The organism is Methylobacterium sp. 13MFTsu3.1M2 (genome assembly GCF_900112625.1).
Lineage (GTDB): Bacteria > Pseudomonadota > Alphaproteobacteria > Rhizobiales > Beijerinckiaceae > Methylobacterium.
The window spans coordinates 179098-204675 of sequence record NZ_FOMM01000010.1 but is presented as its reverse complement, the minus strand read 5'-3'; the positions used below and the strand labels follow the sequence as shown (position 1 = coordinate 204675).

Sequence of the window (25578 nt, the reverse complement as noted above, 5' to 3'; positions counted from 1 at the left end):
CCGCCGGCGGCGCCCCGGGCGGGCGCGCACGGATGGGGGATCGACGGTGGCAGCACTCAGGACCGGACTGGGCATCCAGGCCGTGCTCACGGCCCTGGCCGCGCTGATCCTGCTGGCGTTTCCCGGAATTCCGAGCCCACCGCTCTACGTCTCCCTCGCCGGCTTCGCCATGGCGGGCATCCTGATCGCCTCGAACGGCATCTCGGCCTACCTGAAGGTCTTCGTCTCGGTCTACGGCGTCGGCTACCTGCTGCTCGCCGGATCGAAGACGATCGCCGCCATGGGGCTCCTGCCGCCGGTGATCGCCGCGCTGCTCCCGCCGGCCTTCGCCGCCACCGGCGCGGTGGTCTTCGCCGCCATCGTGCTCGGCATCTCGCATCTCGAGCCGATCCGCGCGATCACCAACATCGCCGACCCGTACTTCGCCAATCGCGACAAGCCGACCAAGGAGATCGGCCTGTTCCGCTGGTTTGGCACCACCGAGGGCCGGATCGGCCGCAACCTCGTGGCGCTGTCGATCTTCGTGAACTTCGCCGACGTGGCGCTGACGCTGCGGTTCAACTTTTTCTACCGCGACATCTACAACTCGCTCCAGGAATACGACGCGAACGCGTTCTGGTACCAGCTGCTCTGGGTGTTCGTGCCGCTGGCCACGCTGAACATCGCCATCGGCATGTTCGACCTGTTCGTCGATTCCTCGCTGCTCATCCGCTGGCGCACGTGGCTGACCCACAGCCTGTACGAGCGCTGGCTCGGCAACGGCACGCATTACCGGATCCCGTTCACCGACGAGGAAGCGGACAACCCGGACCAGCGCATCCAGGCCGACGTCAACAGCTTCATCGTGCAGACCACGACGCTGTCGATCCGGCTTCTCAGCCAGGCCGCGCAGCTCGTTTCGTTCATCGTGATCCTCTGGACCCTGTCGCGCGACTTCGTCGTGCCGTTCACCGACACGGTGATCCCGGGCTTCCTGGTCTGGCTGGTGATCGCCTACGCGGTGGTCGGCACGTGGCTCACCCACCTGATCGGCCGGCCGCTCATCGGGCTGGACTTCCGGCAGGAGCAGGTCGAGGCGAATTTCCGCTTCGCGCTGGCCCGGAACCGCATCTACTCCGAGCAGATCGCCCTGCTGCGCGGCGAGCGGGCGGAGGCCTCGCGGCTCTCGAGCCTGTTCCACAGCGTGATCGACAACTACGTCGGGATCATCTTCCGCCGCATCAAGCTGATCGCCTTCACGTTCAGCTACCGGCAGGCGAGCGTCATCTTCCCGATGGTGCTGGCGGCCCCGTCCTTCTTCGCCAAGAAGATCACGCTGGGCGCGCTCCAGCAGACGTCCCAGGCCTTCAGCCAGGTGCAGAGCTCGCTCTCGTTCTTCGTGGATTCGTACACGACGCTCGCGGCCTACAAGGCCAACACCATCCGTCTCGGCTCCTTCCGCCGGGCGATGACCAAGGCCGAGGCGCTGGAATCGGCGGGCTACGGTCTCGTCCAGGGCAACGAGACCACCGGCGACGTCACCGCGCGCGATCTGGTCCTCGCCCTGCCGAACGGGAAGCCGATCGTCACCGCCGACGCGCTGACCCTGTCGCGCGGCGGCGCGACCCTGGTCACGGGCCCCTCCGGCTCCGGCAAGTCGACCCTGTTCAGGGCGATCGCGGGGATCTGGCCGTTCGGCAAGGGCCGGGTCGACGTGCCCGCCGGACAGTCGGCCCTGCTGCTGCCGCAGCGGCCCTACATTCCGCAGGGGACCCTGCGCGGCGCCGTTGTCTACCCCAACACCACCGACCAGTTCTCGGACGCGGCGATCCGGGACGCCCTGACGGCCGCCCAGCTCCCCCACCTCGTCGACCATCTCGACGAGAGCGACACCTGGGAGCGGCGGCTGTCGGGTGGCGAGCAGCAGCGGCTCGCCATCGCCCGCGCGCTGCTGGCCAAGCCCGAATGGCTGTTCCTCGACGAGGCGACGGCCTCCCTCGACGAGCCCTCCGAGGCCGCCCTCTACCGGATGCTGCGCGAGCAGCTCCCCGGCACGACGATCGTGTCGATCGGCCATCGCTCGACGCTGGACGCCTTCCACGACCGGCGCATCGCGCTCGAGCCGGAGAGCGGTGTCTTCGTCCCGCGGGTGCAGAGGCAGCCGCTGCCGGCGGAGTGAGAGGCTGCAACAGCTCCTCCCCCTCTGAGGGGCGGGGCCGCGCCCTCTCCGTCATCACGAGCGCGGCGAAGTGACCAGGGCAGCGCGACATCCTGGAGATGTGGCGCGACCCTGGATTGCTTCGCTTCGCTCGCAAGGACGTCGGTTGCGGGGCTTACGCCTTGCGCAACCCCGCGGCGGCCCGGGCCGCCCGCTCGATCGCCGCCGGATCCGGCGTGCCGGGCTTCACCACCCAGCTGCCGCCGACGCAGAGCACGGACGGGATCGACAGCCAGTCCGGGGCGCTCAGCTCGGTGATCCCGCCCGTCGGGCAGAACCGCACCGCGCCGAACACCGCCGCGTGCGCCTTCAGCGCCTTGATCCCGCCCGCGGCCTCCGCCGGGAAGAACTTGAACCGGTCGAGCCCGTGGTCGAGGCCGCGCATGATGTCGGCCGCCGTCGCGACGCCGGGCAGGTAGGGCACGCCGTTGGCCTTGGCGGCGTCGGTCAGCGGCTCGGTGAGGCCCGGCGAGACGATGAACTCGGCCCCCGCCGCCAGGGCCTTCTCGAGATCGCGCGGGTTGAGCACCGTCCCGGCGCCCACCACCGCGCCCTCGACCCGGGTCATCTCCCGGATGACGTCGAGGGCGGCCGGGGTCCGCAGGGTGACCTCCAGGGCGGTCAGGCCGCCCTTCACCAGGGCCTCGGCGATGGGCCGCGCCTGCGCCGCGTCGTCGATCACCAGGACCGGAATGACGGGCACGGAGCGCATCAGCGCGTCGATGCTGGTCAGATCGTTCATGGTCGGCAACTCCCTCTCGGTTTCAGAGGCCGGCGGCGGCGAGCATCGCCGAGGCGCCCCGCTCCGCCGTGTCGGCCCCCTGGCGCATGAACGCGAACAGCTCCCGCCCGGTGCCCTGCGCCGGCTCCGGCGCCTCGGCCTCGGAGCGGCCCGCGAGTTCCGCCTCGTCGACCAGCACCTCCAGCAGCCCGTCGGCCGCGCTGAGGCGGACGACGTCGCCGTCGCGGATCCGCCCGATCGGGCCGCCGCCGAGCGCCTCGGGACTCAGGTGGATGGCGGCCGGCACCTTGCCGGACGCGCCCGACATCCGCCCGTCCGTCACCAGGGCGACCTTGTGGCCGCGGTCCTGCAGCACGCCCAGCGGCGGCGTGAGCTTGTGGAGCTCCGGCATGCCGTTGGCCCTCGGGCCCTGGAACCGGACCACGACCACGACGTCGCGCTCCAGCTCACCGGCCTTGAACGCCTTCAGCACTTCGTCCTGGTCGGAGAAGACCCGGGCCGGGGCCTCGATGGTGCGGCGATGCTCCTCGACGGCGCTGGTCTTGAACGTCGCCCGGCCGAGATTGCCCTTCACGAGCCGCATGCCGCCGTCGGGCTGGAACGGGTTGCCGGGCCGGCGCAGCATCGTGTCGTCCAGGCTCTCCGGCACGGCGTCCTCGAAGACCAGCTCCTCGCCGTCGAGCTTCGGGTCGCGGGCGTGGTCGCGCAGCGTCTGGCCCGACACGGTCAGGATGTCGTCGTGCAGGAGGCCCGCGTCGAGCAGGGCCGCCATCACGAAGCTCATGCCGCCCGCGGCGTGGAAGTGGTTCACGTCGCCGGCGCCGTTCGGGTAGACGCGGGCGATCAGCGGCACGGCGCTGGACAGGCGGTCGATGTCCTCCCAATCGATGACGATGCCGGCCGCGCGCGCGATGGCCGGCAGGTGGATCGCGTGGTTGGTCGATCCGCCCGTGGCGAGCAGGCCGACCGCGGCGTTGATGATCGCCTTCTCGTCGACGCAGAGGCCGAGCGGCCGGTAGTCGTTGCCGGCGCCGCCGATCTCGGTGAGCCGGTGGATCGCCGCTCGGGTCACCGCCTGGCGCAGCTTGGTGCCGGGATTGATGAAGGACGCGCCCGGCATGTGCAGGCCCATCATGTCCATCATCATCTGGTTGGAGTTGGCCGTGCCGTAGAACGTGCAGGTCCCGGCCGCGTGGTAGGAGGCGGACTCGGATTCGAGCAGCTCCGCCCGGCCGACCTTGCCCTCGGCGTAGAGCTGGCGGATCCGCTGCTTCTCCTTGTTGGCGAGACCCGACGGCATGGGCCCGGCCGGGATCAGGATCGTCGGCAGGTGGCCGAAGCGGAGCGCCCCGATCAGCAGGCCCGGCACGATCTTGTCGCAGATGCCGAGCAGCGCCGCGCCGTCGAACATGCCGTGGCTCAGCGCGACCGCGGTGGAGAGCGCGATCGTGTCCCGGGAGAACAGCGACAGCTCCATGCCGCTCTGCCCTTGCGTGACGCCGTCGCACATGGCCGGCGTGCCGCCCGCGACCTGCGCGGTGGCGCCGCGCTCCCGGGCGAACAGCTTGATCTGCTCCGGGTAGCGGCCGTACGGCTGATGGGCCGAGAGCATGTCGTTGTAGGCGGTGACGATGCCGATGTTCATCACCGTCCGCTCGTCGCGGATCGCCGCCTTGTCCTCGCCGGAGGCCGCGAAGCCGTGGGCGAGGTTGCCGCAGGCGAGCTTCCCGCGCCGGACCCCCGCCTCGCGCTCGCGGGCGATCAGGTCGAGATAGGCGCGCCGGGTCTCGCGGGAGCGCGTTACGACGCGCTCGGTGACCGCCGCGACCTCGGGATGAAGCTCGGTCATGCTCGTTCCTCCAGGCTCGGTGCCGACGGGCGCGCGGCCGAGGCCGCGAGTCGGGATCGGCCGCGCGCCCGCGTCGGTGGCCGGTATCTAAGGGGTGCGCCGCGGGATGTAACCCGGGGCGCGCGCCGGCGACGCCGCGAGGGCCGCCCGCCGGCTCAGGAAACCCCGCGTCCAGGGCAGCGAACGCTCACGCTCGATGCCACTCACATCGTCATCACGAGCGAAGCGAAGTGACCCAGGGCAGCGCGACCCTGGATTGCTTCGCTGCGCTCGCGAAGACGGTGCGCTCACGCCTCTGCCTGGACGCCCGGCGTCAGCACGTCTCAGGATGAGGTCGAACCTCAGAGACCCAGCACGTCCCTGGCCTCAATACTCCCAGAAGATGCGCTGCAGCTCCTTGGTGTCGCTGGTCTTGGTGAGCGCCACGGCCGCCAGGATCTTGGCCTTGGCGGGGTTCAGGTCGTGGGCGACCACCCAGTCGTACTTGTCGTCGGGCTGCTCGGCGTTGCGCAGGACGAAGCCGTCCGGCACCCGCGACGAGCGGATCACGATGGCGCCCTTGGAGCGGATCTCCTTCAGCTTGTCGACGAGGTAGCCGGGGACCGAGCCGTTGCCGGTGCCGGCGTTGACGATCGCCTTGGCGCCGGCCTGGAGCTCGGCGTCGTAGACGCCCGGGATCATGTTGCCCGAGCCGTAGACGATGCCGACCAGCGGCAGGCTGTCGATCTGGTCGATGTCGAACTCGGAGCTCATGTTGTGCCGCTTCGTCAGCGAGCGGAAGAAGTAGGTCTTGCCCTCGACCACCATGCCGAGCGGTCCCCACTGGCTGTAGAAGGCGCTGGGCACGATGTTGGTCCGCTTGTTCACGTCGCGGCCGCACTGGATGTAGTCGTTCATCGTCACGGTGACGCCCTGGCCGATCGCCTCCTTGCTGGCGGCGACCGTGACGGCGTCGAGCAGGTTGAGGGCGCCGTCGGCCGAGATCGCCGTGCCCGGCCGCATCGAGCCGACCACCACGATCGGCTTGTCGCTCTTCACCACGAGGTCGAGGAAGAACGCGGTCTCCTCCAGCGTGTCGGTCCCGTGCGTGACGACGATCCCGTCGACGTCGTCCTGCTTCAGGAGCTGGGACACGCGCTTGCCGAGCTGGACCAGCTGGGCGTCGGTGAAGCTCTCGGAGGCGATCTGGAAGACCTGCTCGCCGCGGACGTTGGCGATGGTGTTCACCTGCGGCACGGCGGCGATCAGCTTGTCGACCGGCACCTTGGCGGCCGTGTAGGTGGCGCTGTTGGCGGCGTCGGCGCCGGCGCCCGCGATCGTCCCGCCGGTGGCGAGGATCACGACGTTCGGCTTCTTCGCCGCGGCGGCCGTGCCGGCCTCGGGCATCTCGCGGGCGACGAGGGGCGCCGCCCCGAATCCGCTGGCCAGGGCCAGGGCGAAGACCGCTCCGCGCAGGGGAAGAGCCGCGCCGCTTCGGCAGGAGAACATCGGAGATCCTCGATGGTTGACGGGAGAGCGAGTGGGACTCGACGCGGGGATGGTAGCCGCGCCCCGGCCCGAGGCAAGGATCATGCAGGGCGCCCACGTGCAGGGCGCGACGGATCGTTACGCAAGCTCGGGCGTTGATGGGGGTTGCTGTCCGCTCGGAGATAGATCCCATGCTGCATCTCGCCGGCCTGCTCGAGGAACTCGAGCGGAGCGAGCCCGCGCGGGCCGCGATGTCGATCCTCGAGACCTCCCTCGCGCGCCGCTCGACGGAGGAGCAGGGCGCGTTCTGGCGCGCCGTCGACATCTACTACGTCTCGCGGAAGGCCCCGCCGGAGGCGACCGTGCCGGGCCAACTCGGACCGGGCAAATCCGTGGCGAGCGAGGCCGCGCCGGAGCTGGCCGCCGCGTCCTGAGCCCGGCCTCCGGATCCGATCCCGGCGCTCAGGCGCTCGCCGGCACGGCCGGCGGCATGCCGGCGCCGCTCTCGGGCTCGCTGCCCGCGCGCACCGCCTCGCGGGTCTCGGGCATCAGCGCGAAGTAGAGGACGAAGCCGAGCGCCGCGATGGCCGCCAGCGCCAGGAAGGCGGTGGAGTAACCCGCCGACACGATGATCACGCCGGCCAGCGTCGCGCTCAGGGAGGCGCCGATGCCCTGGGCCGTCGCCACGGCGCCCTGGGCCGCGTTGAATCGGCCGCCGCCGCGGGTGAGGTCGGCGACGACGATCGGGAACAGCGCGCCGTAGACGCCGGCCCCGATGCCGTCGAGGAGCTGGACGCCCACCAGCCAGAACGGGTTGTCCGACAGCGTGTACAGGACGCCGCGCAGCGCCAGGATGCCGAAGGCGGTGAGGAAGATCGGCTTGCGGCCGATCACGTCGGCTTTCGCGCCCACGAAGATCGCCACCGGCACCATCACGCACTGCGCCGCCACGATGCAGACCGCGATCAGCGAGGTCGCGTGGTCCTTGCCCGAGATGTGCGTCAGGAGCTGGCCCACCGAGGTCAGCATCGCCGCGTTGGCGAGGTGGAAGATCGCGCAGAGCACCGCGAAGATCAGCAGCGCCCGGTTCTGCAGCAGGGTGGCGAGGCCGGAGGGCTTCTCCTGAGCCTGCTCCTCCGCCTCGGTCATCCCGCGGGCGAGGTCGTTGTCGATGGCGTCGGCCGGCACCATCAGCATGGCGCCGATCGACAGCGCCGCCAGGATGCCCATCAGCCAGAACACGACCACCGGCCCGAAGAAGTAGGCGAGCCCGCCCGCCAGGGCGGCGGAGACCGCGTTGCCGGCGTGGTTGAAGCCCTCGTTCCGGCCGATCCGCTTGGCGAACATCTTCGGCCCGACGAGGCCGAGCGTGATCGCGGCCAGCGCCGGCGGGAAGATCGTCCCGGCGACGTGGGCGATCGATTGGGTGGCGGTGACGAGGTAGAAGTTCGTGATGAATGGCAGGACGAGGCAGCTGGCCGTCACCGCGATGGCGCCGCCGATCACCACCGCGCGCTTGTGGTTGGTGGCGTCGATCAGCGCGCCGGCGGGCGTCTGCGCCACGAGGCCGAGGATGCCCGCGATGGTCATCACGAGGCCGGTCGTGGCCTCGTTCCAGCCCTGGTCGGGGCCGCGCACGGCGATCAGGTAGATGGCGAGGTAGGGGCCGAGGCCGTCGCGCACGTCGGCGAGGAAGAAGTTGAGCGCGTCGAGGCCGCGCAGAGCCTTGGCCGAGGGTGTCCGGCCGCCGGCGCCGCGGGCGCCCGTCTCGATGCTGTTCATCCTGCCGCGATCCCCCGACCGACGGACGGCGCGGCCCCGATCCGGGCCGCGCCGTCGCACGCGGGGCTCGACGCCCGCGCGCACCATCGGTTCCCGCGCGGCGCGGGCCTCACGCGGGATGTGAACGGTTCTCCGGCCCGCACGGGCCTCAGGCCGTGTCGGTGTCGGCCGAAGCGTCGGGATTCCCGACAGTGTCTGTCGTCTCTTCCGACAGATCGGTGCCCGGCGCGCCGAGGCCGTAGCGCTCGATCTTGGCGTAGAGGAGCTGCCGCTGGATGCCGAGCCGGCGGGCGGCCCGGGCACGGTTGCCGTCGGCCTCGCGGAGCGCGGCCGCGATCATGGTGCGCTCCAGGCGGGCCACGGCCCCGGGCAGGTCGCCGGCGAGCCAGTCGGCCGCGCCGTCCTCGCCGCGGCGGTCGGGTCGCGCGGTCGGCAGATCGATGGCCTCGGCCGCGATCACGCCGCCGCGCACCAGCATGGCGGCGCGCTCCACGACGTTGCGCAGCTCGCGGACATTGCCGGGCCACTCGTAGGCGAGCAGGCGCGAGGCGGCCCCGCCGCTCAGGCGCTTGCCCGAAGGGACCAGGAAGTGCTCGGCGAGCGGCACGATGTCGGCCAGGCGCTCGCGCAGGGGCGGCAGGGTGATCGGAACGACGTTCAGCCGGTAGTACAGGTCGGCGCGGAACCCGCCGGCGGCGACGAGCGCCGGCAGGTCACGATGCGTCGCCGCCACGAGGCGGACATCGACCCGGGCAGGGCGGCCCCCCAGCGGGGTCACGACGCCGTCCTGGATCACCCGCAGGATCTTCGCCTGCATCGCGGCCGGCATGTCGCCGATCTCGTCCAGGAACAGGGTGCCGCCCTGGGCCTCGTGGAAGGCGCCCGCGCGGTCGGCGGTCGCGGCCGCGAAGGCGCCCCGGACGTGGCCGAACAGCTCGCTCTCCAGAGCCTCGGCCGGGATCGCCGCGCAGTTCACCGGAACGAACGGCCGTGCGCGCCGCCGCGAGAAGGCGTGCAGGGCCCGGGCGACCTCCTCCTTGCCTGTGCCGGTCTCGCCCTGGACCAGGATCGTGGACGCGTTGTCGGCGACGAGACCGATGGTCTTCTGGACCTTCCGCATGCCCGCGCTCGCCCCGATCAGGACCGGGTGGTCCGGCGGCGGGGCGGCGCCGACGGGATCGGAGCGGGCGTCGCGCAGCATCGCGTCGAGGACGGCGGCGAGGTCGGCCCGGCCGATCGGCTTGGTCAGGTGGTCGTGCGCCCCGAGGCGCATCGCCTCGATCGTGTTGGCCGGGCTCGCAAAGGCCGTCAGGACCGTCACGGGCGGCGGCTCCGGCAGGGCCCGGATCCGCTCCAGCGTGGCCATGCCGTCGAGGTCTCCGGGCATGCGCAGGTCGAGGAGCACCGCCGCCACCGGACCCGCGCCCAGCCGCGCCAGCGCCTCCGACCCGGAGGCGACCGGGAGCGCGGTATGCCCGAGATCGGTCACCGTCTCGGCGAGCCCGTCGCGCAGGGCTCTGTCGTCGTCGACGATCAGGATGGTTGCCATGGCAGATCCAGGACAAAGGTGGTCACCGGCGCGCCCTCGACCAGCCTCGCCTCGCCTCGATGCGCCAGGGCGATCTCGCGCACGATCGCGAGCCCCAGGCCGGTCCCGTCGGGCCGGCCGGTGACGAAGGGCTCGAACAGGCTGGCGCGGATCGCCGGGTCGACCCCGCCGCCGGTGTCGGCGACGCTGAGGCGCAGCCGCAGCGCGCCGTCGACCGTCACCCGCTCGGCGCCGAGGCGGACCCGCCCGCCCGGCGGCGCGTGCTGCAGGGCGTTCAGCAGCAGGTTGTCGACGGCGCGGGCGACCTGCGCCCGGTCGAGATGCGGGTGGTCCGCGGCGGGCAGCCCGTCGGCCTCGACCGCGATCCGGACAGAGCGCGCGCGCGCCAGATCCTCGTGCAGGCCCGCGCACTCGGCCAGGAGCGGTGCCACGGGTGTGGGCATCCGGTTGAGCGGCCGCGCCTGCGTCAGGTTGAGGAGGTCGCGCAGCAGCGTGTCGACCCGGGCGATCTGGCCGAGAACGGTCTCGAGGGCGACGGCGGCGCGGTGCGGATCGGCGCTGACCAGGGCGTTCTCGGCCTTCAGCCGCATCGCCGCGATGGGGTTGCGGATCTCGTGGGCGATGCTCGCCGCCAGACGGCCGACGGCGGCGAGGCGCTCGGTCGCCACGATCCGGGCCTGGGCCTCCCGCAGCCGCCCGCCGGCGGCGTTGAGGGCGTCGACCAGCCGGTCGAGCTCGCGCTCGCCGGTGCGGTCGAGATGGGGCAGGTCCTGGCCGTCCGGACGCGGCGCGGCGAGCGCGGCCTCGAGCCGGGCGATCCGCCCCGAGAACCCGTACAGGAACCAGCTCAGGAACGCGGCCGATCCGAGTACCGTGGCGGCGAGGAAGCCGAGGCCCGCGAGGAAGCGCGTGTAGGTGGGGCCGTCGTTCACGTGCGCGCGCGTCATCGACCACGCGGTCAGGCCGGCCTCCGGCCCGTGCAGCGGGCAGGCCTGGAGCATGAGAACCTGGGTCCGGCTCGGCCGCCGCTCCGAGGCCGCGTGGTCGACCCGCAGCGCCTGGGCGTTCAGCGCCGCGATGGCGTCGCGCTCGGCCGCCGGAAAGTCGGTCTTCGGCCCGGATCCCTCGTAGGTCGGATAGGCGTAGGCCACCGACCCGCGCGCGGTGCTCCAGATCCCGCCCTCGATCCCCGGGAAGCGCGTCAGCGCGGCCGACACGGTGCCGACGAGATCGGCCTCCGCGATCCTCGGGCCGCGGGCTCGGACCAGAGCGGCGTACCGGTCGATGATCTCGCGGCAGGCCCGCCCGACCGCGAGATCGGCCTGCGCCACCTGGACGCCCGTCGACTGGTCGTAGACGCCGAGCATCAGGTAGGCGGTGGCGGCCGCGGAGGCGACCAGCAGGACCCAGAGCGCGAGCAGCCGGGCGCGCAGGCTGTAGGCCGTCACGGCGGTGTCCGACCCGGCATGGCGCTGGCTCCTGCGGCGGCGTCGCGCGCCCGGACCCCGTTCCTAAGCCATTGCCCGGTCCCCGACCACGCGGAGACTGCGCTGGTCCCACGGTGCCGGCGCGACGCGCGCTTACGGCCCCGGGCCGGGCGCGGGACCGCCGGGAGAGGGGCGCCGCGTCCAGCACCCCTCTCGGACGTACGATCGATCAGTCGTCGGCGCGCGCGCTCACTTGCGGTTCGTGATGAGGCTGTCGACGTTCTTGTTGGCTTCCTTATTCTCCTTCCGCTGCATCACCACTTCGTGCTTGGTGTCCTTCATCGACATCTCGTCACGCTTGCCCTGGGGCATCTCCTTCGGGGCCGCCAGGGCCGGCGTGACCGACCAGAGACAGGCCAGGCAAAGAGCAGCGCGCGCCGTAGTCTTGAACATGATGCCTCCTCCACTCAATCGACATTGCAGGACGTCTTGGCGATGCCGCCGGTTCCTCATGCGCGGATCACGGGCGTGCGATCCGTCGCGCGGAGGGTCTCGTCTCAGGGCTGGCCCGACGGGTTGATCGGCAGGGCGTCGCTTCCGAGCTGCACGCAGGTCAGCATCGCCACGTAGGACGGGGCTCCGCCGATCTGGCTCTCCGTCGCGCAGGTCCGGCGCTCCGCCACGTCGAACGTCGCCCAGCGCTTGATCAGGGTGCGCCGGGCGGCGGCCTCGTCGGACAGGCAGCCGCGGTAGCTCGCCCGGTCGACGGCGGTCGATCCCGCCCGGTGCTCCGGCGCGCAGATCGCCCGGATGTTGAAGTCCGGAACCCCCGCCGTCCGGGCGGAGGCCGCCAGGGTCCCGCCGAGGAGCAGTTCGAGTCCCAGGATGGTCGAGATCCAGAATCGCCGCACGCGACCCTCCCTCCTGTGCGCCGACCGGGCCGCGCCCGAGATCCGTCAGGCGCGGCCGTCGTCGGCGTTCGGTCACTTGCTGGTCTTGGCACCCGCCGTCGTGCCGGTGGCCTGCGGCGCGCCCTTGTCGGCCGTCGCGGCGGCCGCCTTCTGGGGCACCGCGATCGCGTCGATCACGTCGAAGCGCATGTTGTCCTGGGCCGACTTCAGGGCGGCGTTGGCCTCGTAATACTTGCCCTGATTGATCAGCGTCGCGGCCTGATCGACGTCGGTGATGGTCTTGTTCAGGGGCAGGACCGCCATGGTGAAGTTGACGTCGACATGGGCGAGCTTGAGCTTCTCCAGGGCCCCCTTCTGGTCGCCCTGAGCGAGGTTCTTGTTCGCCTCGGTCACCGCGGAGGCCTTGGCGGGCGTGGCCACGAAGTCGTCGCCGAGGGTCAGCTGCGCGTCGACCGGGACCCAGGCCACCTGCTCCTTGGAGGCCGTCTTGGTATCGGCCTTGGTGTCGGCCTTGGCGCTCGGCGCAGTCGCCTTGTGGGCGGCCATGTCGGCCGGCGACTTGAGGTCGGCCTCGGCCTTGGTGAAGACCGCGTCGTCGGTCTTGGCCTTGGCGAAGGCGGCCTGCGCCTTGGCGATCATGTCCTTGGCCTGGCCGGGATTGGCCTCGAAGATCGCGAGGCGGGTGAGCTGGAGATCCCTGAAGCCCTGTGCGCCGTCCTTCGAGAGCTTGCCGACATCCTTGTCGACCGCCGCCTGGCTCGCGCTGATCTGCGTGCCGTTGGTCTGGGCGGCCTGCTCCGCCGCGTAGGCGGTTCCACCGAGGATTGTGGTGAGCACGAGAGCCGCAGCCATAGATTTGCGATAGGACATAGTAATATCTCCCTCTAGTGCCGGAGATAAGGCCTTCATCTGCATTGGCCTCATTCATTCCGTGTTCAGATAATAGATCAGCCACCATTTGGTCGCATGACCGGAAGATTAAAGAACGGCAATGCGCCGCCGGGCGTGGCGGGTCTCAGCGCGGCAGGAAGCGGCCGGCGCGCGCGTCGAGCAGCGCCACCAGCGCCGGCGCCATGAAGTCGTGCACGTCGGGGATGTCGAGGCAGACGAGGCGGGTCCCGCGCAGGGCGGCCCCGAAGCGGCGCATCAGCTTGCGCCGGTGCGCGCGCTCCATGACGACGACGATCTCCGCCCAGGCGAGATGATCGGCGTCCACCGGCTCGTCGGCGTCGGGCGACACCCCCGCGCTGGCGGTCTCGATGCCGGGCAGCCGCGCGAAGATCTGTTCCGCGGTCGGGCTGCGGGCGCGCGCCCGGCCGCAGACGAACAGGATCCTCACGCGCTTTCCGCGAGGTCGGCTTGCCGCTCGAACAGGGCGCGGTACGCCCCGTTCGGGCGGCGCAGCAGGGCGGCGTGAGGCCCGTCCTCGACGATGCGACCGTGGTCGAAGACGAGGATCCGGTCGAGGGCCCGCACCGTGGACAGGCGGTGGGCGATGACCAGGGCGGTTCGCCCGCGCATCAGCCGCGCCATGGCCTCCTGCACCAGAGCTTCCGACTCGGAATCCAGGCTCGAGGTCGCCTCGTCGAGGATCAGGATCGGCGCGTCCGCCAGGAAGGCGCGGGCGAGCGCCACCCGCTGGCGCTCGCCGCCCGACAGCTTGACCCCGCGCTCGCCCACCAGCGTCGCGTAGCCCTTCGGCAGCCGCGCGATGAAGTCGTGCGCGTTGGCGAGGCGCGCCGCCCGCTCGATCTCCTGCGCCGAGGCGCCGGGCCGGGCGTAGGCGATGTTCTCGGCCAGGGAGCGGTGGAACAGCACCGGCTCCTGGGGCACGATGGCGACCTGCGCGCGCAGGCTCGCCTGGCTCGCCGACGCCACGTCCTGCCCGTCGATCGTCACGCGCCCGCCCGATACGTCGTAGAGCCGCTGGATCAGCTTGACGAAGGTCGTCTTGCCGGAGCCCGAGCGCCCGACCAGCCCGACGCGCTGGCCGGCCGGAATCGTCACGGTCAGCCCGTCGTAGAGGGGCCGCGTGTGGTCGCCGTAGTGGAAGCGCACGGTCTCGAACCGGATCGCCCCGCCCGCGACCGCGACCGCGAGCGGGACCGCGCCGGGCCGGTCGGCGACGCCGACGGGTTCGGCCTCCAGGGCGACCAGCTCCTCCATCTCGTTGATGGCCCGCTGCAAGTGGTTGATGTGGCCGCCGATGTCGCGGAGGTAGCCGTGCACCACGAAGGTCGCGGTCAGGACGTAGGCGACGTCGCCCGGGCTCGCCCGCTCCCGCCACCACAGCCACAGGGCGATGGCGACGATGGCGGTGCGCAGGACGAGCAGCAGCCCGAGCTGGCCGGTGCCGCCCCAGGTGACGATCATCCACGTGCGCCGGGTCCGCCGCTGCCACTTCGCCAGCAGCCGGCCGAGCCGCGCCTCCTCCCGCGCCTCCGCGCCGAAGGCCTTGACGACGGCGTTGTTGCCGATCGCGTCGCTCAGCGCGCCGCCGAGGCGGGTGTCGAGGGCGTTCGAGAGCGCGGCCGCGGGCGCGATGACGCGGGTCGCGAGCAGCGCGGTCGCGCCGACATAGGCGCCGGCGCCGATCGCGACCGTCGCGCCGAGGGCCGGCCAGTGCAGGCCGAGGACCAGGGCCGTGCCCACGAGGACGACGAGCGCGGGCAGGAGCGACAGCAGCAGCGTGTCGTTGAGCCCGTCGATCGCCCACATGCCGCGGGAGATCTTCCGGACGGTGGAGCCCGAGAAGGTGTTGGCGTGCCACTCGGTCGAGAAGCGCTGGACCCGGGCGAAGCCGTTGCCGACGATGTCGCTCATGGTGCGCAGGGAGAGCGGCACCACGAGGCTCCAGGCGACGTGCCGCAGCAGCGCGGTGGCGAGGCCGAGCCCGGTCATCGCCAGGAAGGCCGGCCAGGCCGCGTCCAGCGCCGCGCGTCGGTCGCTCCCGGAGAGCGCGTCGACCAAGCGGCCCGCGAAGAGCGGCAGCAGCACCTCCGCCAGGGTGGCGAGCGTGATCGCGCCGGTGAGACCGGCGACGAGGGGCCAGCGCCTGCGCCAGCTGCGGACGACGAAGGCCAGGACGCGACGGACCGCGTCCGCCTTCCGGGGAGACGACAGAGACATGCGAGTGCCCGACGCGGGCGAGCGTCGGCTCCGGGTGACGCCGCGTCCCATCGCGAACGATGCGCGCCGGCGAGATCAGGCAGGATCGGGTTCAGAGGCGCCGGGCGGCAGGGCCGGGCGAAAGCGGGAAACGGCTAGCCGACCCGCGCGGGGGCGCCGACGAATCCTGCTCGGAGGGTGGCAAACACAGCGATCATGCAGCTCCCTCCCTGGTGCGAGCGCGACAGGAGCACGAGGCTAGGAGAGCCCGAACTGATTCGCAACGACCATCGCGAAGCTTCGGCCAGTCGCGACGGCCGATCCATGCACCCGGGTCAACCCTGCGGAGCCTGGGGAACGGTCACGCTTCGTTGAAAAGCTGACGCAACGCGGTGTAAACACTTCGCTGCAAACTGGGCCGTTGTGCGGCGCCTCGGTTGCGCGCCTCTCTCGGATCGCTGTCGCGGATCCGTACTTGGAGACCGACGGTGTCGCACTCCCTGGTGAACCGGGACGCGCTCGAGGAACTCACGGCCGTGATCGGCACGGAAAAGCTCGTCCGCATCCTCGACCGGTTCGTCGTCAGCCTGACCACCGCCTTCGAGGGACCGGATCGCGCGAGCGACGATTACGGCCGCGAGGCGCACACGCTGGTCTCGATGTCCGGCATGCTCGGCTGCGCCGAGCTGTCCCGGGCCTGCCGCGGCCTCGAGGAATCGGCCATGGCGGGCGACGATCTGACCCGATCGCTGGTCGATCTCAGGACCCTGCGCGACCGGACCGTCGCGGCCCTGCGGGACCTGCAGGCGGAGACCCGGCTGAGCGCCTAGGGCCGCGCGGCCGCATCGCGATCAGGCGACCATCACCGCGTCGAGGGGCGCCTCGAAGGTCAGCACCGCGCCCTCGCGCGGGTAGCTCATGCGGGCGGTCCCGCCGAAGCTGTGGGCGAGGCTGCGGGCGATGAGCCGTGTGCCGAACCCCGTGCGGGTCGGTGGCGTGACCGGCGGTCCGCCGCTCTCCTCCCAGCGGAACCGGAGGGTCTGGCCGCCCTCTGCCTCGGCCACGTTCCACGTGATGCAGACCCAGCCGGCGGCCACCGACAGCGCGCCGTACTTGGCCGCGTTGGTTCCGAGCTCGTGCAGCATCAGCGCCAGGGTCATGCCGTGGCGCGGTCCGAGCGTCAGCTCGGGACCGGCGATGCGGAACCGGCCCGCGACGCCGTCCCCGTGGAGCGACACGGCGCCCTCGACCAGACCACTCAGGGAGGCCCGGGTGAACGAGCCCTGGAGCAGCACGTCGTGCGCCTTCGCGAGCGCCAGGAGCCGCGCGGCCAGCGCCTCGCCGGCTGCCTCCAGCGACGGCGCGTTGCGCATGGTCTGCGTCGCGACGGCCTGAACCATGGCCATGGTGTTCTTCATCCGATGGGCGAGTTCCTGCATCAGCAGCGTCTGGCGCGCCTCGGACAGCTTCTGGTCGGTGATGTCGCGCGACACCGCCAGGATCCGCTCGGGCCGGTCCGGCGCCGCGCCGATCGGCGTGACGGCCACGTCCCACCAGCGGAGCGCGCCGCCGGATTCCGACTGGGCCTGGAACCGGCTCGGGCGGCCGATCCGGGCCCGATCGAGCGCCTCGGCCACCGCCTCCCGGTCCTCGGGGCGCGTCCAGGCGTCGATCCAGGGCCGGCCGATGGCGTCCGCCTCGTCCCCGGCGGCGGACAGGGCCGGACCGTCCTCGCTGGCGGTGATCAGGCGCCCGTCGCGGTCCAGCAGTTCCAGGTAATCGTTCGGGGCCTGCGGCAGGCCGATCGCGCGCGCGCGGCCGGAGGGGCGCGGCCTCGCCTCGAGCCCGAGGCCGGCCGGTTCGCGGGGCGACGGCCCGCGGGGCGCCTCGACCCGCTCGGCCGCCATGCGACCGGCCTCGACGCGGCTCGCCGTCTCGATGATTCGGCCGAGCCGGCGGCTCCGCTGCCGCTCCCAGTCGGCCTGGGCGGTCGCCTGGCTGAGCAGGCTGCGCAGGCGGATGTTCTCCGCCTCGAGCGTCTCGACGCGGCGCTCCGCCCCGTCGATCCGCGGCCGTACGATGTCCACTTCCATCGCCCGCCCCCCTCGTCATCCCGACGGGGCGCCCGTGCGCGGCGCGCCGTCGGAGCTCCCCGACCGCGCGGTGCGGCAACGGATGTCGATGGCAGGGCCGCACCGGCGGTTCAGACCGCTTCTGGTGCCGGTTCCCCGCCCGCAGCCGAGCGAATCGTTGGATGTCTCACGCTAGCATGGCGCGCAGGATAATCAAATCAGCTCGGTATTCGCCTGCAGATGAAAACTTATGTTGGAGCCCTGTGCGGGTGCGAAGACGGTTACTTGTTTCGCATCAGCAGCACGAGCCAGCCGATCCCGAGGATAAAAATTATCAATCCGATCGAGACGAAGACGGGCGTGCCGAGATCGATGAGGCGGGGTGCGAGTTGCGTGGCGAAGGCCGCCACCACCAGGGCCACGGCGACCCGCGCGGCCGCGCGCTCGATGCCGCGGGTGACCTTGTCGAGGCCCTTCACCTCGATCTCGACGGTGACGCGACCCTGCTTCAGCCGCACCAGCATCAGGTGGATCAGGGTCGGCAGCTCCGAGGCGGCGCCGTAGAGGCCGACGCCCAGGGCCTCGGCCTTCTGCTTGAGGGCGGAGAGCGAGAACTGCGTCTGCATGCTCGCCCGGACCGTGGGGCCCGCGGCGGCGAACAGGTCGAAATTCGGGTCGAGGTGGCGCATCACGCCGTCGGCGGTGACCAGTCCCTTGAACAGGATGGCGAGGTCGGTCGGCATCGCGAGGTCGTTCTCGCGGGCCATGTTCATGAAGTCGGTCAGCACCAGTCCCAGATTCAGCGGGATCGACGAGTGGCTCTCCACGAAGGACTGGGCCGAGACCTGGAGGCGGGTGAGGTCCGGGTTGCTGGTGCCGGTCCAGTCGAGGAGCACGGCCATGAGGCCGTCGGCGTCCTGCTTGAGCATGGCGCCGATCAGCACGAGCAGCTGCGAGCGCCGCCGCTGCGACAGCCGCCCGATGATGCCGAAATCGATGAAGCCGATCTTGTTGCCGGGCAGGGCCAGCATGTTGCCGGGATGCGGGTCGGCGTGGAACACGCCCTCGATCAGCGCCATCTGCAGGAACGCGTCGGTTCCCTTCTGGGCGAGCAGCTTCTTGTCGATGCCCGCCGCGCGCAGGGCCGCCTCGTCGTTGGGCGGGATGCCGTGGATGAAGTCCTGCACCAGCACCCGCTCGGAGCAGTACTCCCAGTGGATCTTCGGGAAGACGATGTCGTCGCGGTCCTCGAAGATCTGGGCCAGCAGCTCGCAGTTGCGCGCCTCGTTAAGCAGGTCGAGCTCGCCGTTGAGGCCCTCCGCCAGGTGGCGCATCTGCTCCCGCGGCTGGTAGCGGGCCATGTCGGGCCACTCGTTCTCGACGATGCGGGCACCGTGCGCCATGAGGCGCAGATCCGCCTCGATGATCTTGCGCAGGTTCGGCCGCAGCACCTTGACGATGACGTCCTCGCCCGAGTGCAGTCGCGCCCGGTAGACCTGGGCGATCGACGCCGAGGCGATCGGGTTGGTGTCGAACTCGGCGAACACCTCCATGGGCGAGGCGCCGAGATCGAGCTCGAGCTGCGGGCCGATCTGCTCCCACGTCACCGGCACGACCTGGCTGTGGAGCTTCTGCAGCTCCTCGGTCCAGGCCGGCGACAGGAGGTCCGGCCGGCTCGCCAGCACCTGCCCGAACTTGATGAAGGTCGGCCCGAGCGCCTCGATCGCCCGGCGCAGCCGCTCCGGCTCGGACAGGCGCGTGACGTCGACCCGGGGCTGGCGGCGCGGCAGGAGCGGCAGGTAGCGCAGGCCGAGCCGGTCCACGACGCGGGTGACGCCGAAGCCGATGAGGATCGTCGCGATCTCCGACAGCCGCTGGCGGTCGCGGGCGGCAACGAAGGCTGTCTTCAGCATGAATGGAGCGATCCGGTCGGACGGGATTGGGCGTCCGGACAGCACGAGCATAAGGACTTTTTTGCGGTCGCGAACCCCGGTTTCGCGGAGGCGGTGGCAACAAGACCGCCGCAGACCCGTTCGGCCACCAGTATCGAGGCGGGCTCGACTCCTACGTCAGTGCCCGTTCCCAGTCCTGTCGCCCGTGCAGCACGCGCAGGATGAGGACGGCGGACCCGTCCACGACGTAGACGATCACGTGGGCTCGATAGGGATGTAGCGGAACGGGTGGCGTGAATTCGCGCCGCTCGCGCGCCATCTGCGGCGTTGCGGCCAGCATGCGGAAGGCGTCGAACAGGCCGTCCTGGTAACGCTCGGCCTGGGTCACGCCGAAGCGCAGCGCCCCCGTCACACAGGCCTCGGCGATGTCCACATCGGCCCGGGGCGTCGTCCGGAAGGTCATGGCTCCGGACGGGCCGCCAATCGCGTCCGCCCGAGCTGGCGGATATCCTGCTCCGACCGGTCGCTGACGCCGCGCGCCAGCCCCTCGTCGATCAGCCGCTGCAGATCGACGAGCTTGGCCAAGCGCTCCTGGTCGCGCCGGATCAGGTCGCGCACGTAGTCGCTGGCATTGGCGTAGCGGTCGGTATCGGCCTGCGCCTCGACCCAGGCCTTCATGGCTTCGGGCAGCGAGACGTTCATGCTGGCCACGGGACACTTCCGCCCGCTGGATGACGATCTTTGGCAGAGATTGTCAAAGATCGGCGGGCTCCTTGCAAGCGCGACGGTACGGCCAGACGAATGGGCCGTCAGTAGGCCGGCTCCAGCCCGCTGGTCCGATAGGCCTCGGCCGCCTGCGGCGTCGTCAGCCCGGCGAGGAATCGGGCCGCGCCGTCCCGGTCCGCCGCGCCGCGCAGGATCGCCGCCGCGAAGGTCGTCATCTCCTGCACCGGGTCGGGGAGGGGGCCGACCACCTCGATGCCGGGCACGACCATCAGCTCGCTGATCTGCTGGACGGCGATGTCGGCCTCCCCGGAGACCAGCTTCTCGGCCGTGAAGCCCTGCGGGATGATCGTCGCCCGGGCGTTCACCGCGTCGGCGAGGCCGAGCCGCGGCAGCAGGCCGGCGAAGTAGATCCCGCTGGCGCCGGTCCGCGAGTAGGCCACCGACCGCGCCTCCACCAGGGTGCGCTTCAGCGCCTCGACGGTCGCGATGTCCGGATGCGGAGCCCCGGCCTTGACGGCGATGCCGTAGCGCGAGCGCACCACGTCGACCCAGCTCTCGGGCTCGACGCGGTCCTCGGCGACGAGCCGGTCCATGGCGTCCGACAGGACGAGCACCGCGTCGGCGGTCTCGCCCTCGGCGAGGGACTTCATGATGACCGTGGTCGGCGCCCAGTGGATCGCCGTCCGGCCCCCCGCGGCCTCGAAGGCCGGGACGACGTGGGCGTCGAAGGCGCCGCGCACCACCAGGGCGCATTTGAGGCGTGTCTCGGGTCGCTCGTTCGGCATCGTGTGTCCAGTTTCTCGTCTCGGGAGGAGCGGTCGGGCGGCCGCGCGCCGAAGAAGCGGTCCGTCACCGCGGCGGCGCGGCGCGGGAATAGTCGATCGCCGTGAAGCCGCCGCCCTGGTAGCGCTCCACCACCGGGTTGCCGCTGGTCTTCCCCTCCAGCGCCGCCGCGTGGGAATCGGCGCTGTCCTGCGGCGTCCAGCCGATGACGGCGCGCCCGTCCTTCCGCCACCAGGTCATGCGGCTGTTGTTCGAGGCGCCCCAGATCACCACCGAGCCCGTCGGGCCGAGGTCCGGGGCCAGGGTGGCGCGGGTGATCAGCCGGGTCAGGTCGGCGTAGGACAGCCACGTGGTGAGCATCCGCGCGTCGGTCGGTTCCGGGAAGCACGAGCCGATCCGCAGGAAGACGCTCTCGACCCCGTGCTTGTCGCGGTAGAGGCCGCCCATCAGCTCGCCGTAGGCCTTGGACAGGCCGTAATAGCCGTCGGGCGCGAGGCCGCAATCGTCGTCCAACACCTCGGACCGCGGGTGGAAGCCGATCGCGTGGTTCGACGAGGCGAAGATCATCCGGGCGCCTTCGCGCCGGGCCGCCTCGTAGGCGTGGTAGAGGCCGCGGATGTTCGGGCCGATCACGGTCTCGAACGGGTGCTCCACCGAGATCCCCCCGAAATGGAGGATCGTGCCGCAGCCCTCCGCCAGCCGCAGGATCGCCGGCCCGTCCTCCAGGTCGGCGACCTGGAACCGCGCCCCCTCCGGCAACGGGTCGGGGAAGGGGACGCGGTCCGTGAGCCGGAGCGTCCAGCCCTGCGCGCCGAGCGCGCGGGTCAGGACGCGCCCGAGGGCGCCGGAGGCTCCGGTCAGGAGGACGGGTTTGGGCGGGACGGTCTCGGCGCTCATGGGACGCTGCTCCAGATTCCGGCGGCCTTGGCCGAATGCCGTTGATCAGACGGCCTTGGCCGCGGTGAGGGGGCCGGCTTCCGCCGGGTTGCGCGGCCGCCGCACGAAGATCGCCATCGCGACGACGCCGGCCGCCGCGATCAGGGCGGCGATCACGAAGGCGCTGGCGTAGCCCCCGAGATACTGCACGGCCAGTCCCGTGGCAGTCGGCCCGATGATGCCCGAGATGTTGCTCAGGAGGTGGATGAAGCCGCTGACGCCGCCGACCCGGGCCTCGGGCACCAGCTCGTGGATCGTCGCCCAGCAGGATTGCACCGAGCTGGTCAGCATCAGCACGGCGAGCGCGATCAGCGCGACCGCCATGGCGGTGCTGGTCGCGGCGTTGACCATGATCAGGGCCACCCCCGCGATGGCGAGCGGCACGATCGTGGTGATCTTCCGCGCGGCGAGCTTGTCGCCCATGCGCGTGTAGACGAAGTCCGCCACCACGCCCCCGCCGACATAGCCGACGAAGCCGCAGGCCCAGGGGATCGACGCCACGAGCGCCATCTCCTTCACCGGCATGTGCAGCGCATCGGTGAGGTAGCTCGGGAGCCACGAGAGGAAGATGTAGAGGGTGTAGTTCACCGCGAACATGCCGAGCCCGAGCGACAGGGTGCTCGGCAGGAACAGGTACTCCTTCAGCGAGCGGGCATGGTCGGAGGGCGCGAGGTGCGTGACCGCCCGGCTGCGCTCCACGAGGGCGATCTCCTCCGGATGGACCCGCGGATTGTCCTGCGGCCGGTCGGTCATGAGCATCCGCCACGCCACGACCCACAGCAGGCCGACGGCGCCGATGGCCACGAACGCCACGCGCCAGCCGTACTGGATCGCCAGCAGGCCGACGACCGGCGCCGCGATGGCGCTGCCCACCGTCTGGCCCGAGAAAGTGAAGCCGATGGTCCGGGCGGTCTCCTCGCGGGGGAACCACGTGGTGATGGTGCGGTTCGTGGTGGAGTTCATCGGCCCCTCGGCGAAGCCGAACAGGGCGCGGACGATGAACATCTGGGCGAAGCCGGTCACCGCCCCTGTGAGCATGCACAGGACCGACCAGGAGGCCGCCGCCCAGCTGTAGACGCTGCGCGGCCCGTAGCGGTCGGCAAGCTGCCCGCCCACGAAGGCGAACAGCGCGTAACCGAAGAAGAACGTGCTGAAGATCACCCCCAGCTCCGAGGGCGACAGGTTCAGGTCCTGCTTGACGAAGGGCGCGGCGACGCCGAGCGCCGCTCGGTCCATGTAGTTGATGATACCGGCGAGGAACAGCAGGAACGCGATCAGGAACCTGTAACGCTTGGCGAACATGGGCATCCTCCAGGATATTTATGATTTTCTTTTCTTGTTTGCTTGGTGCGGCCCGGCGGTCAGAGGTCACGGCTCGACCGCCGCCGGTTCCGCCTCTCTTGCCCCTTCGAGGGGCATGGTCGGGCCCGCGCGCGGCGCGGGCCTGAACGCGTCGGCGCCTCCTACAGGAACGCGATCGTGCAGGGACTGAGGCTCGGGCGCGAACCGGTCCGAGTGAGGTCTCCGCTCTCGGGGTCGATGGCGAAGGCGACGAGGCAGTCGCCCTGCTCGTTGGCGACGAGCAGGTGGCCTCCGTCCGGTGCCAGGACCATGAAGCGCGGGTCGCGGCCGCCGGAAGACGTCCAGCCCGCGGGTTCGAGGCGCCCGGCCGGGTCCGCCCGAAACCGCGCGATCCCGTCCTGTCCGCGGTTCGACGCGTAGACGAACCGCCCGTCGGGCGTGACCGCGATGGCCGCGGCGGTGCTCGCGCCGAAGAAGTCCGGCGGCAGGGTCGAGACGAGGTGCAGGGGCGTCAGCGCTCCGGCGTCCGCGTCCCACCGGCAGGTGGCGACGCTCGAGTCGAGCTCGTTGACCAGGAAGGCGAGGGGCTCGTGCGGGTGGAACGCGATGTGGCGCGGGCCGGCGCCGGGACGCATCGCGGTTTCCGAGACGATGGCGAGCCGCTCATCCGCGAGCTTCAGGACGAAGACGCGGTCGAGGCCCTTGTCGGGAACGATGACGTGGCGACCGTCGGGTGACAGGACCACGTGGTGCGGGTGGGCACAGGCCTGCTCGGTCCGGTGCGGGCCCGGCTCGCCCGGGAGCGGCAGCACTTGGCACGCGGGCTCCAGGCCGCCATCGGCGCGCACCGGCATGAGGGCGACCGATCCGCTGGCGTAGTTGGCCACGATCAGGAACCGACCCCCGGGGTCGAGGGCCTGGTGCACGCTGTTGGTGCCGCCGGTGGCGGCGCTGCCGAGGCCGCGCAGGGTGCCGTCGGGCTCCAGCGCCAAGGCGCTCGCCGCCTCGCCGTCGCCCTGGACCGTGTAGAGGATCGCGCGCGCCGGGTCGGTCACCAGGAAAGACGGGTTCGTCAGGTTCTCGACCCGGCCGAGATGCGTCCAGTCGCCGAGGTCGCGACCGGTCCGATAGATGTCGATGCCCCGGCCGCGCGCCCGGCGCCGCTCGGTGGTGAAGCAGCCCACGAAGGCGAGGCCGCGGGGGCCGGGGTCGGTCATGCGGAGCATCCGGATCGGGGACGGGGCTGCGGGGGCAGCCGGCGGGATCGACGGTGCGGGGATGCCGGGCGCCCGAGCGCGGCGGCCCCGGCGCCCCGGGCGGCTGTCCCGCTGCCGCTCGCCGGCGCGCCGCGCGTGTCCGGGAAGCCGATGATGGTCGATCCTCCCGCCATCGGCTCAGGCCCGCCGCGGGGTGCGGCGCAGGAAGTCGGGATTGAGTTCGGACAGGCGGTTCACGCCGATCAGCGCCATGTCGCGGTTGAGCTCCTCCTTGAGGATCCGCATCGCGTGCTCGACCCCCGCGGCGCCCCCGAGCGCCGCTGCGAACATGAAGGGCCGGCCGAGCAGGACGAAGTCGGCGCCCAGCGCCAGCGCCTTCATCACGTCGGTGCCCCGGCGGATGCCGCTGTCGACGATGATCTTCAGCCCGCCCTTCCGGGCGGCGATCTCCGGCAGCACGTCGAGGGGGGCGACGGCGTAGTCGAGCTGGCGGCCGCCGTGGGTCGAGAGGATCACGCCGTCGGCGCCGCACTCCCGCGCGATGTCGACGTCCTCCGGCGCCAGTAGGCCCTTCACCAGCAGGTTGCCGGACCAGCGCTTGCGGATCGCCTCCAGGTTCTTCCACGAGAGCTGGTCGCGGGCGATGGTGTTGCGCACCGCGCCCTGGGACATCATCGGCGGCCCGCGCTCGGCCTCGGTGTTCTCGAAGTGCGGGGCCCCGTGCTTGAGGAATGTCCGGGCGACGGTCCCGAGCAGCCAGCGCGGATGGGTGGCGCTCTGCCACGCCACCTTCGGCGTGACCTTGATCGGCATGGAGAAGCCGCTGCGGATGTTGTGCTCGCGGTTGCCGAGGGTCGGCGTGTCGGCGGTCACCACGAAGGTCCGGTAGCCGGTGGCCTCGACCCGGTCGAGGAGGCGGTCGATCCGGTTCTGGTCGCCCGGCAGGTAGCCCTGGAACCAGGCCTGCGGGTTCTGGGCGTGGACGTCCTCCAGCCTGATCAGCGAGGAGGCGCTCAGGCACATCGGCAGGTTCATCCGCCGGGCCGCCTCGGCGAGCACGAGGTCGCCCCGGTAGGCGATGAAGGCGGCCCCGCCCAGCGGCCCGATCCCGAACGGCGCCGCGTAGGTCTGGCCGAACAGCGTGGTGGCAGTGTCCCGCGCCGAGGTGTCCCGCATCAGGCGAGGGACGAGGGCGTAGTCGGCGTAGGCGCCACGGCTCTGCGCCAGGGCCGAGCCGGTCTCGACCCCGCCGGAGACGTACTGGAAGATCATCGGCGGCAGGAGCTTGCGGGCGTGCCGCTCGAAATCGTCGAGGGCCAGCAGGTCGCGGAACCGGTAGGGCGTGACCGCGTCGCTGCGCTTCAGACTGGTGACGATGGCTTGCGGGGCCGCGATGCCCGGCGCCGCGGCGTCCGCGCCGCCGACGGTCGGCGCGGCGCGCTCTGGGGCTCCCAATCCGGAGGCCGGCCGGTCGAGCGTCGCCATCGGATCCTCCTGTGGGCCGCCCGATCGAGCGACTTCTTGAAAGCGCTTTCAGATAGCCAGCGGCCGGGTGGGGTGTCAATATACTGCCGGTTCGGCCCGCTTCTGCTGGCCGGGCATCGCCGCGTCGCGTATC

The 25578-nt window shown here is 71.5% G+C and carries 23 protein-coding genes; 3 read left to right on the top strand and 20 right to left on the bottom strand.

From position 1 onward, the window contains the following. The first annotated feature begins 46 nt into the window (after positions 1–46). Complete coding sequence (locus BM314_RS11570; RefSeq protein WP_091978214.1) at positions 47–2158, top strand: ABC transporter ATP-binding protein/permease; 2112 nt, start codon at positions 47–49, stop codon at positions 2156–2158. 154 nt (positions 2159–2312) lie between these two features. Here BM314_RS11570 and eda read toward each other — a convergent pair whose 3' ends face one another. The 3 genes from eda to BM314_RS11555 form a co-directional block, all read right to left on the bottom strand. Beyond that, entirely contained in the window at positions 2313–2930 is a 618-nt protein-coding gene (eda, locus tag BM314_RS11565; protein WP_026604904.1) for a bifunctional 4-hydroxy-2-oxoglutarate aldolase/2-dehydro-3-deoxy-phosphogluconate aldolase, read from the bottom strand. Positions 2931–2961: 31 nt separating this feature from the next. Then, positions 2962–4788 carry a phosphogluconate dehydratase gene (gene edd, locus BM314_RS11560; RefSeq protein ID WP_091978213.1) on the bottom strand — a complete coding sequence of 609 codons (1827 nt, stop codon included), beginning with the start codon at positions 4786–4788 and terminating at the stop codon, positions 2962–2964. A 366-nt stretch (positions 4789–5154) separates the two neighbouring features. Continuing rightward, positions 5155–6276, bottom strand: a complete 1122-nt coding sequence (locus tag BM314_RS11555) for an asparaginase (protein ID WP_056533064.1) — start codon at positions 6274–6276, stop codon at positions 5155–5157. Between the two features lie 170 nt (positions 6277–6446). Between BM314_RS11555 and BM314_RS11550 the strand changes: the two genes are divergently transcribed. Then, positions 6447–6689 (top strand): hypothetical protein, encoded by a 243-nt coding sequence (locus tag BM314_RS11550; RefSeq protein WP_091978212.1) that lies wholly within the window; start codon positions 6447–6449, stop codon positions 6687–6689. Between the two features lie 28 nt (positions 6690–6717). On the opposite strand, the gene BM314_RS11545 is transcribed toward BM314_RS11550, so the two are convergent. The 8 genes from BM314_RS11545 to BM314_RS11510 all read right to left on the bottom strand — a co-directional run bounded on the left by BM314_RS11545 (position 6718) and on the right by BM314_RS11510 (position 15053). Then, complete coding sequence (locus tag BM314_RS11545) at positions 6718–8037, bottom strand: MFS transporter (RefSeq protein WP_091680460.1); 1320 nt, start codon at positions 8035–8037, stop codon at positions 6718–6720. Positions 8038–8185: 148 nt separating this feature from the next. Next, entirely contained in the window at positions 8186–9586 is a 1401-nt protein-coding gene (locus tag BM314_RS11540; RefSeq protein WP_091978211.1) for a sigma-54-dependent transcriptional regulator, read from the bottom strand. After that, entirely contained in the window at positions 9571–11034 is a 1464-nt protein-coding gene (locus tag BM314_RS11535; RefSeq protein ID WP_091978210.1) for a sensor histidine kinase, read from the bottom strand. The genes BM314_RS11540 and BM314_RS11535 overlap by 16 nt, the downstream gene beginning before the upstream one ends. 228 nt (positions 11035–11262) lie before the next feature. Then, the gene (locus tag BM314_RS11530; protein WP_020093001.1) at positions 11263–11466 is read right to left on the bottom strand and encodes a hypothetical protein; all 204 of its coding nucleotides are present in this window, start codon (positions 11464–11466) and stop codon (positions 11263–11265) included. A 104-nt stretch (positions 11467–11570) separates the two neighbouring features. Next, entirely contained in the window at positions 11571–11924 is a 354-nt protein-coding gene (locus BM314_RS11525) for a hypothetical protein (protein ID WP_020093002.1), read from the bottom strand. Positions 11925–11996: 72 nt separating this feature from the next. Further along, positions 11997–12776, bottom strand: coding sequence for a YfdX family protein (locus BM314_RS11520; RefSeq protein WP_020093003.1), 780 nt, complete (start codon positions 12774–12776; stop codon positions 11997–11999). Between the two features lie 163 nt (positions 12777–12939). Then, positions 12940–13263, bottom strand: coding sequence for a low molecular weight protein tyrosine phosphatase family protein (locus BM314_RS11515; protein ID WP_020093004.1), 324 nt, complete (start codon positions 13261–13263; stop codon positions 12940–12942). Continuing rightward, complete coding sequence (locus tag BM314_RS11510) at positions 13260–15053, bottom strand: ABC transporter ATP-binding protein (RefSeq protein WP_091978209.1); 1794 nt, start codon at positions 15051–15053, stop codon at positions 13260–13262. Before BM314_RS11510 ends, BM314_RS11515 begins: the two co-directional genes overlap by 4 nt. Before the next feature lie 467 nt (positions 15054–15520). Here BM314_RS11510 and BM314_RS11505 point away from each other — a divergent pair, with 467 nt between their 5' ends. Continuing rightward, positions 15521–15862, top strand: a complete 342-nt coding sequence (locus tag BM314_RS11505; protein WP_091927191.1) for an Hpt domain-containing protein — start codon at positions 15521–15523, stop codon at positions 15860–15862. A 21-nt stretch (positions 15863–15883) separates the two neighbouring features. On the opposite strand, the gene BM314_RS11500 is transcribed toward BM314_RS11505, so the two are convergent. The 9 genes from BM314_RS11500 to BM314_RS11460 all read right to left on the bottom strand — a co-directional run bounded on the left by BM314_RS11500 (position 15884) and on the right by BM314_RS11460 (position 25445). Beyond that, a complete protein-coding gene (locus tag BM314_RS11500) occupies positions 15884–17125 on the bottom strand; it encodes a sensor histidine kinase (protein WP_020093007.1) in 1242 nt (413 codons plus the stop codon). A gap of 260 nt (positions 17126–17385) precedes the next feature. Further along, complete coding sequence (locus BM314_RS11495; protein ID WP_020093008.1) at positions 17386–19017, bottom strand: ABC1 kinase family protein; 1632 nt, start codon at positions 19015–19017, stop codon at positions 17386–17388. 151 nt (positions 19018–19168) lie between these two features. Continuing rightward, positions 19169–19459 (bottom strand): type II toxin-antitoxin system RelE/ParE family toxin, encoded by a 291-nt coding sequence (locus BM314_RS11490; protein ID WP_091978208.1) that lies wholly within the window; start codon positions 19457–19459, stop codon positions 19169–19171. Then, positions 19456–19707, bottom strand: a complete 252-nt coding sequence (locus BM314_RS11485; protein ID WP_210187341.1) for a type II toxin-antitoxin system ParD family antitoxin — start codon at positions 19705–19707, stop codon at positions 19456–19458. The genes BM314_RS11490 and BM314_RS11485 overlap by 4 nt, the downstream gene beginning before the upstream one ends. A 98-nt stretch (positions 19708–19805) precedes the next feature. After that, positions 19806–20507, bottom strand: a complete 702-nt coding sequence (locus BM314_RS11480) for a substrate-binding domain-containing protein (protein WP_091978207.1) — start codon at positions 20505–20507, stop codon at positions 19806–19808. Between the two features lie 64 nt (positions 20508–20571). Further along, entirely contained in the window at positions 20572–21402 is an 831-nt protein-coding gene (locus BM314_RS11475; RefSeq protein ID WP_091978206.1) for an NAD-dependent epimerase/dehydratase family protein, read from the bottom strand. 45 nt (positions 21403–21447) lie between these two features. Further along, the gene (locus tag BM314_RS11470) at positions 21448–22743 is read right to left on the bottom strand and encodes an MFS transporter (RefSeq protein WP_091978205.1); all 1296 of its coding nucleotides are present in this window, start codon (positions 22741–22743) and stop codon (positions 21448–21450) included. A gap of 161 nt (positions 22744–22904) precedes the next feature. Then, the gene (locus BM314_RS11465) at positions 22905–23960 is read right to left on the bottom strand and encodes a lactonase family protein (RefSeq protein WP_244539918.1); all 1056 of its coding nucleotides are present in this window, start codon (positions 23958–23960) and stop codon (positions 22905–22907) included. A 177-nt stretch (positions 23961–24137) separates the two neighbouring features. Then, on the bottom strand, positions 24138–25445 hold the full coding sequence (locus BM314_RS11460) for an alpha-hydroxy acid oxidase (RefSeq protein WP_091978203.1): 1308 nt from the start codon (positions 25443–25445) through the stop codon (positions 24138–24140). Positions 25446–25578: the final 133 nt, after the last annotated feature.

Coding starts and splice junctions, on each gene's coding strand:
- edd (WP_091978213.1), bottom strand. CDS start 4,788: ATGACCGAGCTTCATCCCGAGGTCGCGGCGGTCACCGAGCGCGTCGTA.
- BM314_RS11555 (WP_056533064.1), bottom strand. CDS start 6,276: ATGTTCTCCTGCCGAAGCGGCGCGGCTCTTCCCCTGCGCGGAGCGGTC.
- BM314_RS11550 (WP_091978212.1), top strand. CDS start 6,447: ATGCTGCATCTCGCCGGCCTGCTCGAGGAACTCGAGCGGAGCGAGCCC.
- BM314_RS11545 (WP_091680460.1), bottom strand. CDS start 8,037: ATGAACAGCATCGAGACGGGCGCCCGCGGCGCCGGCGGCCGGACACCC.
- BM314_RS11540 (WP_091978211.1), bottom strand. CDS start 9,586: ATGGCAACCATCCTGATCGTCGACGACGACAGAGCCCTGCGCGACGGG.
- BM314_RS11530 (WP_020093001.1), bottom strand. CDS start 11,466: ATGTTCAAGACTACGGCGCGCGCTGCTCTTTGCCTGGCCTGTCTCTGG.
- BM314_RS11520 (WP_020093003.1), bottom strand. CDS start 12,776: ATGGCTGCGGCTCTCGTGCTCACCACAATCCTCGGTGGAACCGCCTAC.
- BM314_RS11510 (WP_091978209.1), bottom strand. CDS start 15,053: ATGTCTCTGTCGTCTCCCCGGAAGGCGGACGCGGTCCGTCGCGTCCTG.
- BM314_RS11500 (WP_020093007.1), bottom strand. CDS start 17,125: ATGGAAGTGGACATCGTACGGCCGCGGATCGACGGGGCGGAGCGCCGC.
- BM314_RS11495 (WP_020093008.1), bottom strand. CDS start 19,017: ATGCTGAAGACAGCCTTCGTTGCCGCCCGCGACCGCCAGCGGCTGTCG.
- BM314_RS11490 (WP_091978208.1), bottom strand. CDS start 19,459: ATGACCTTCCGGACGACGCCCCGGGCCGATGTGGACATCGCCGAGGCC.
- BM314_RS11480 (WP_091978207.1), bottom strand. CDS start 20,507: ATGCCGAACGAGCGACCCGAGACACGCCTCAAATGCGCCCTGGTGGTG.
- BM314_RS11475 (WP_091978206.1), bottom strand. CDS start 21,402: ATGAGCGCCGAGACCGTCCCGCCCAAACCCGTCCTCCTGACCGGAGCC.
- BM314_RS11470 (WP_091978205.1), bottom strand. CDS start 22,743: ATGTTCGCCAAGCGTTACAGGTTCCTGATCGCGTTCCTGCTGTTCCTC.
- BM314_RS11465 (WP_244539918.1), bottom strand. CDS start 23,960: ATGACCGACCCCGGCCCCCGCGGCCTCGCCTTCGTGGGCTGCTTCACC.
- BM314_RS11460 (WP_091978203.1), bottom strand. CDS start 25,445: ATGGCGACGCTCGACCGGCCGGCCTCCGGATTGGGAGCCCCAGAGCGC.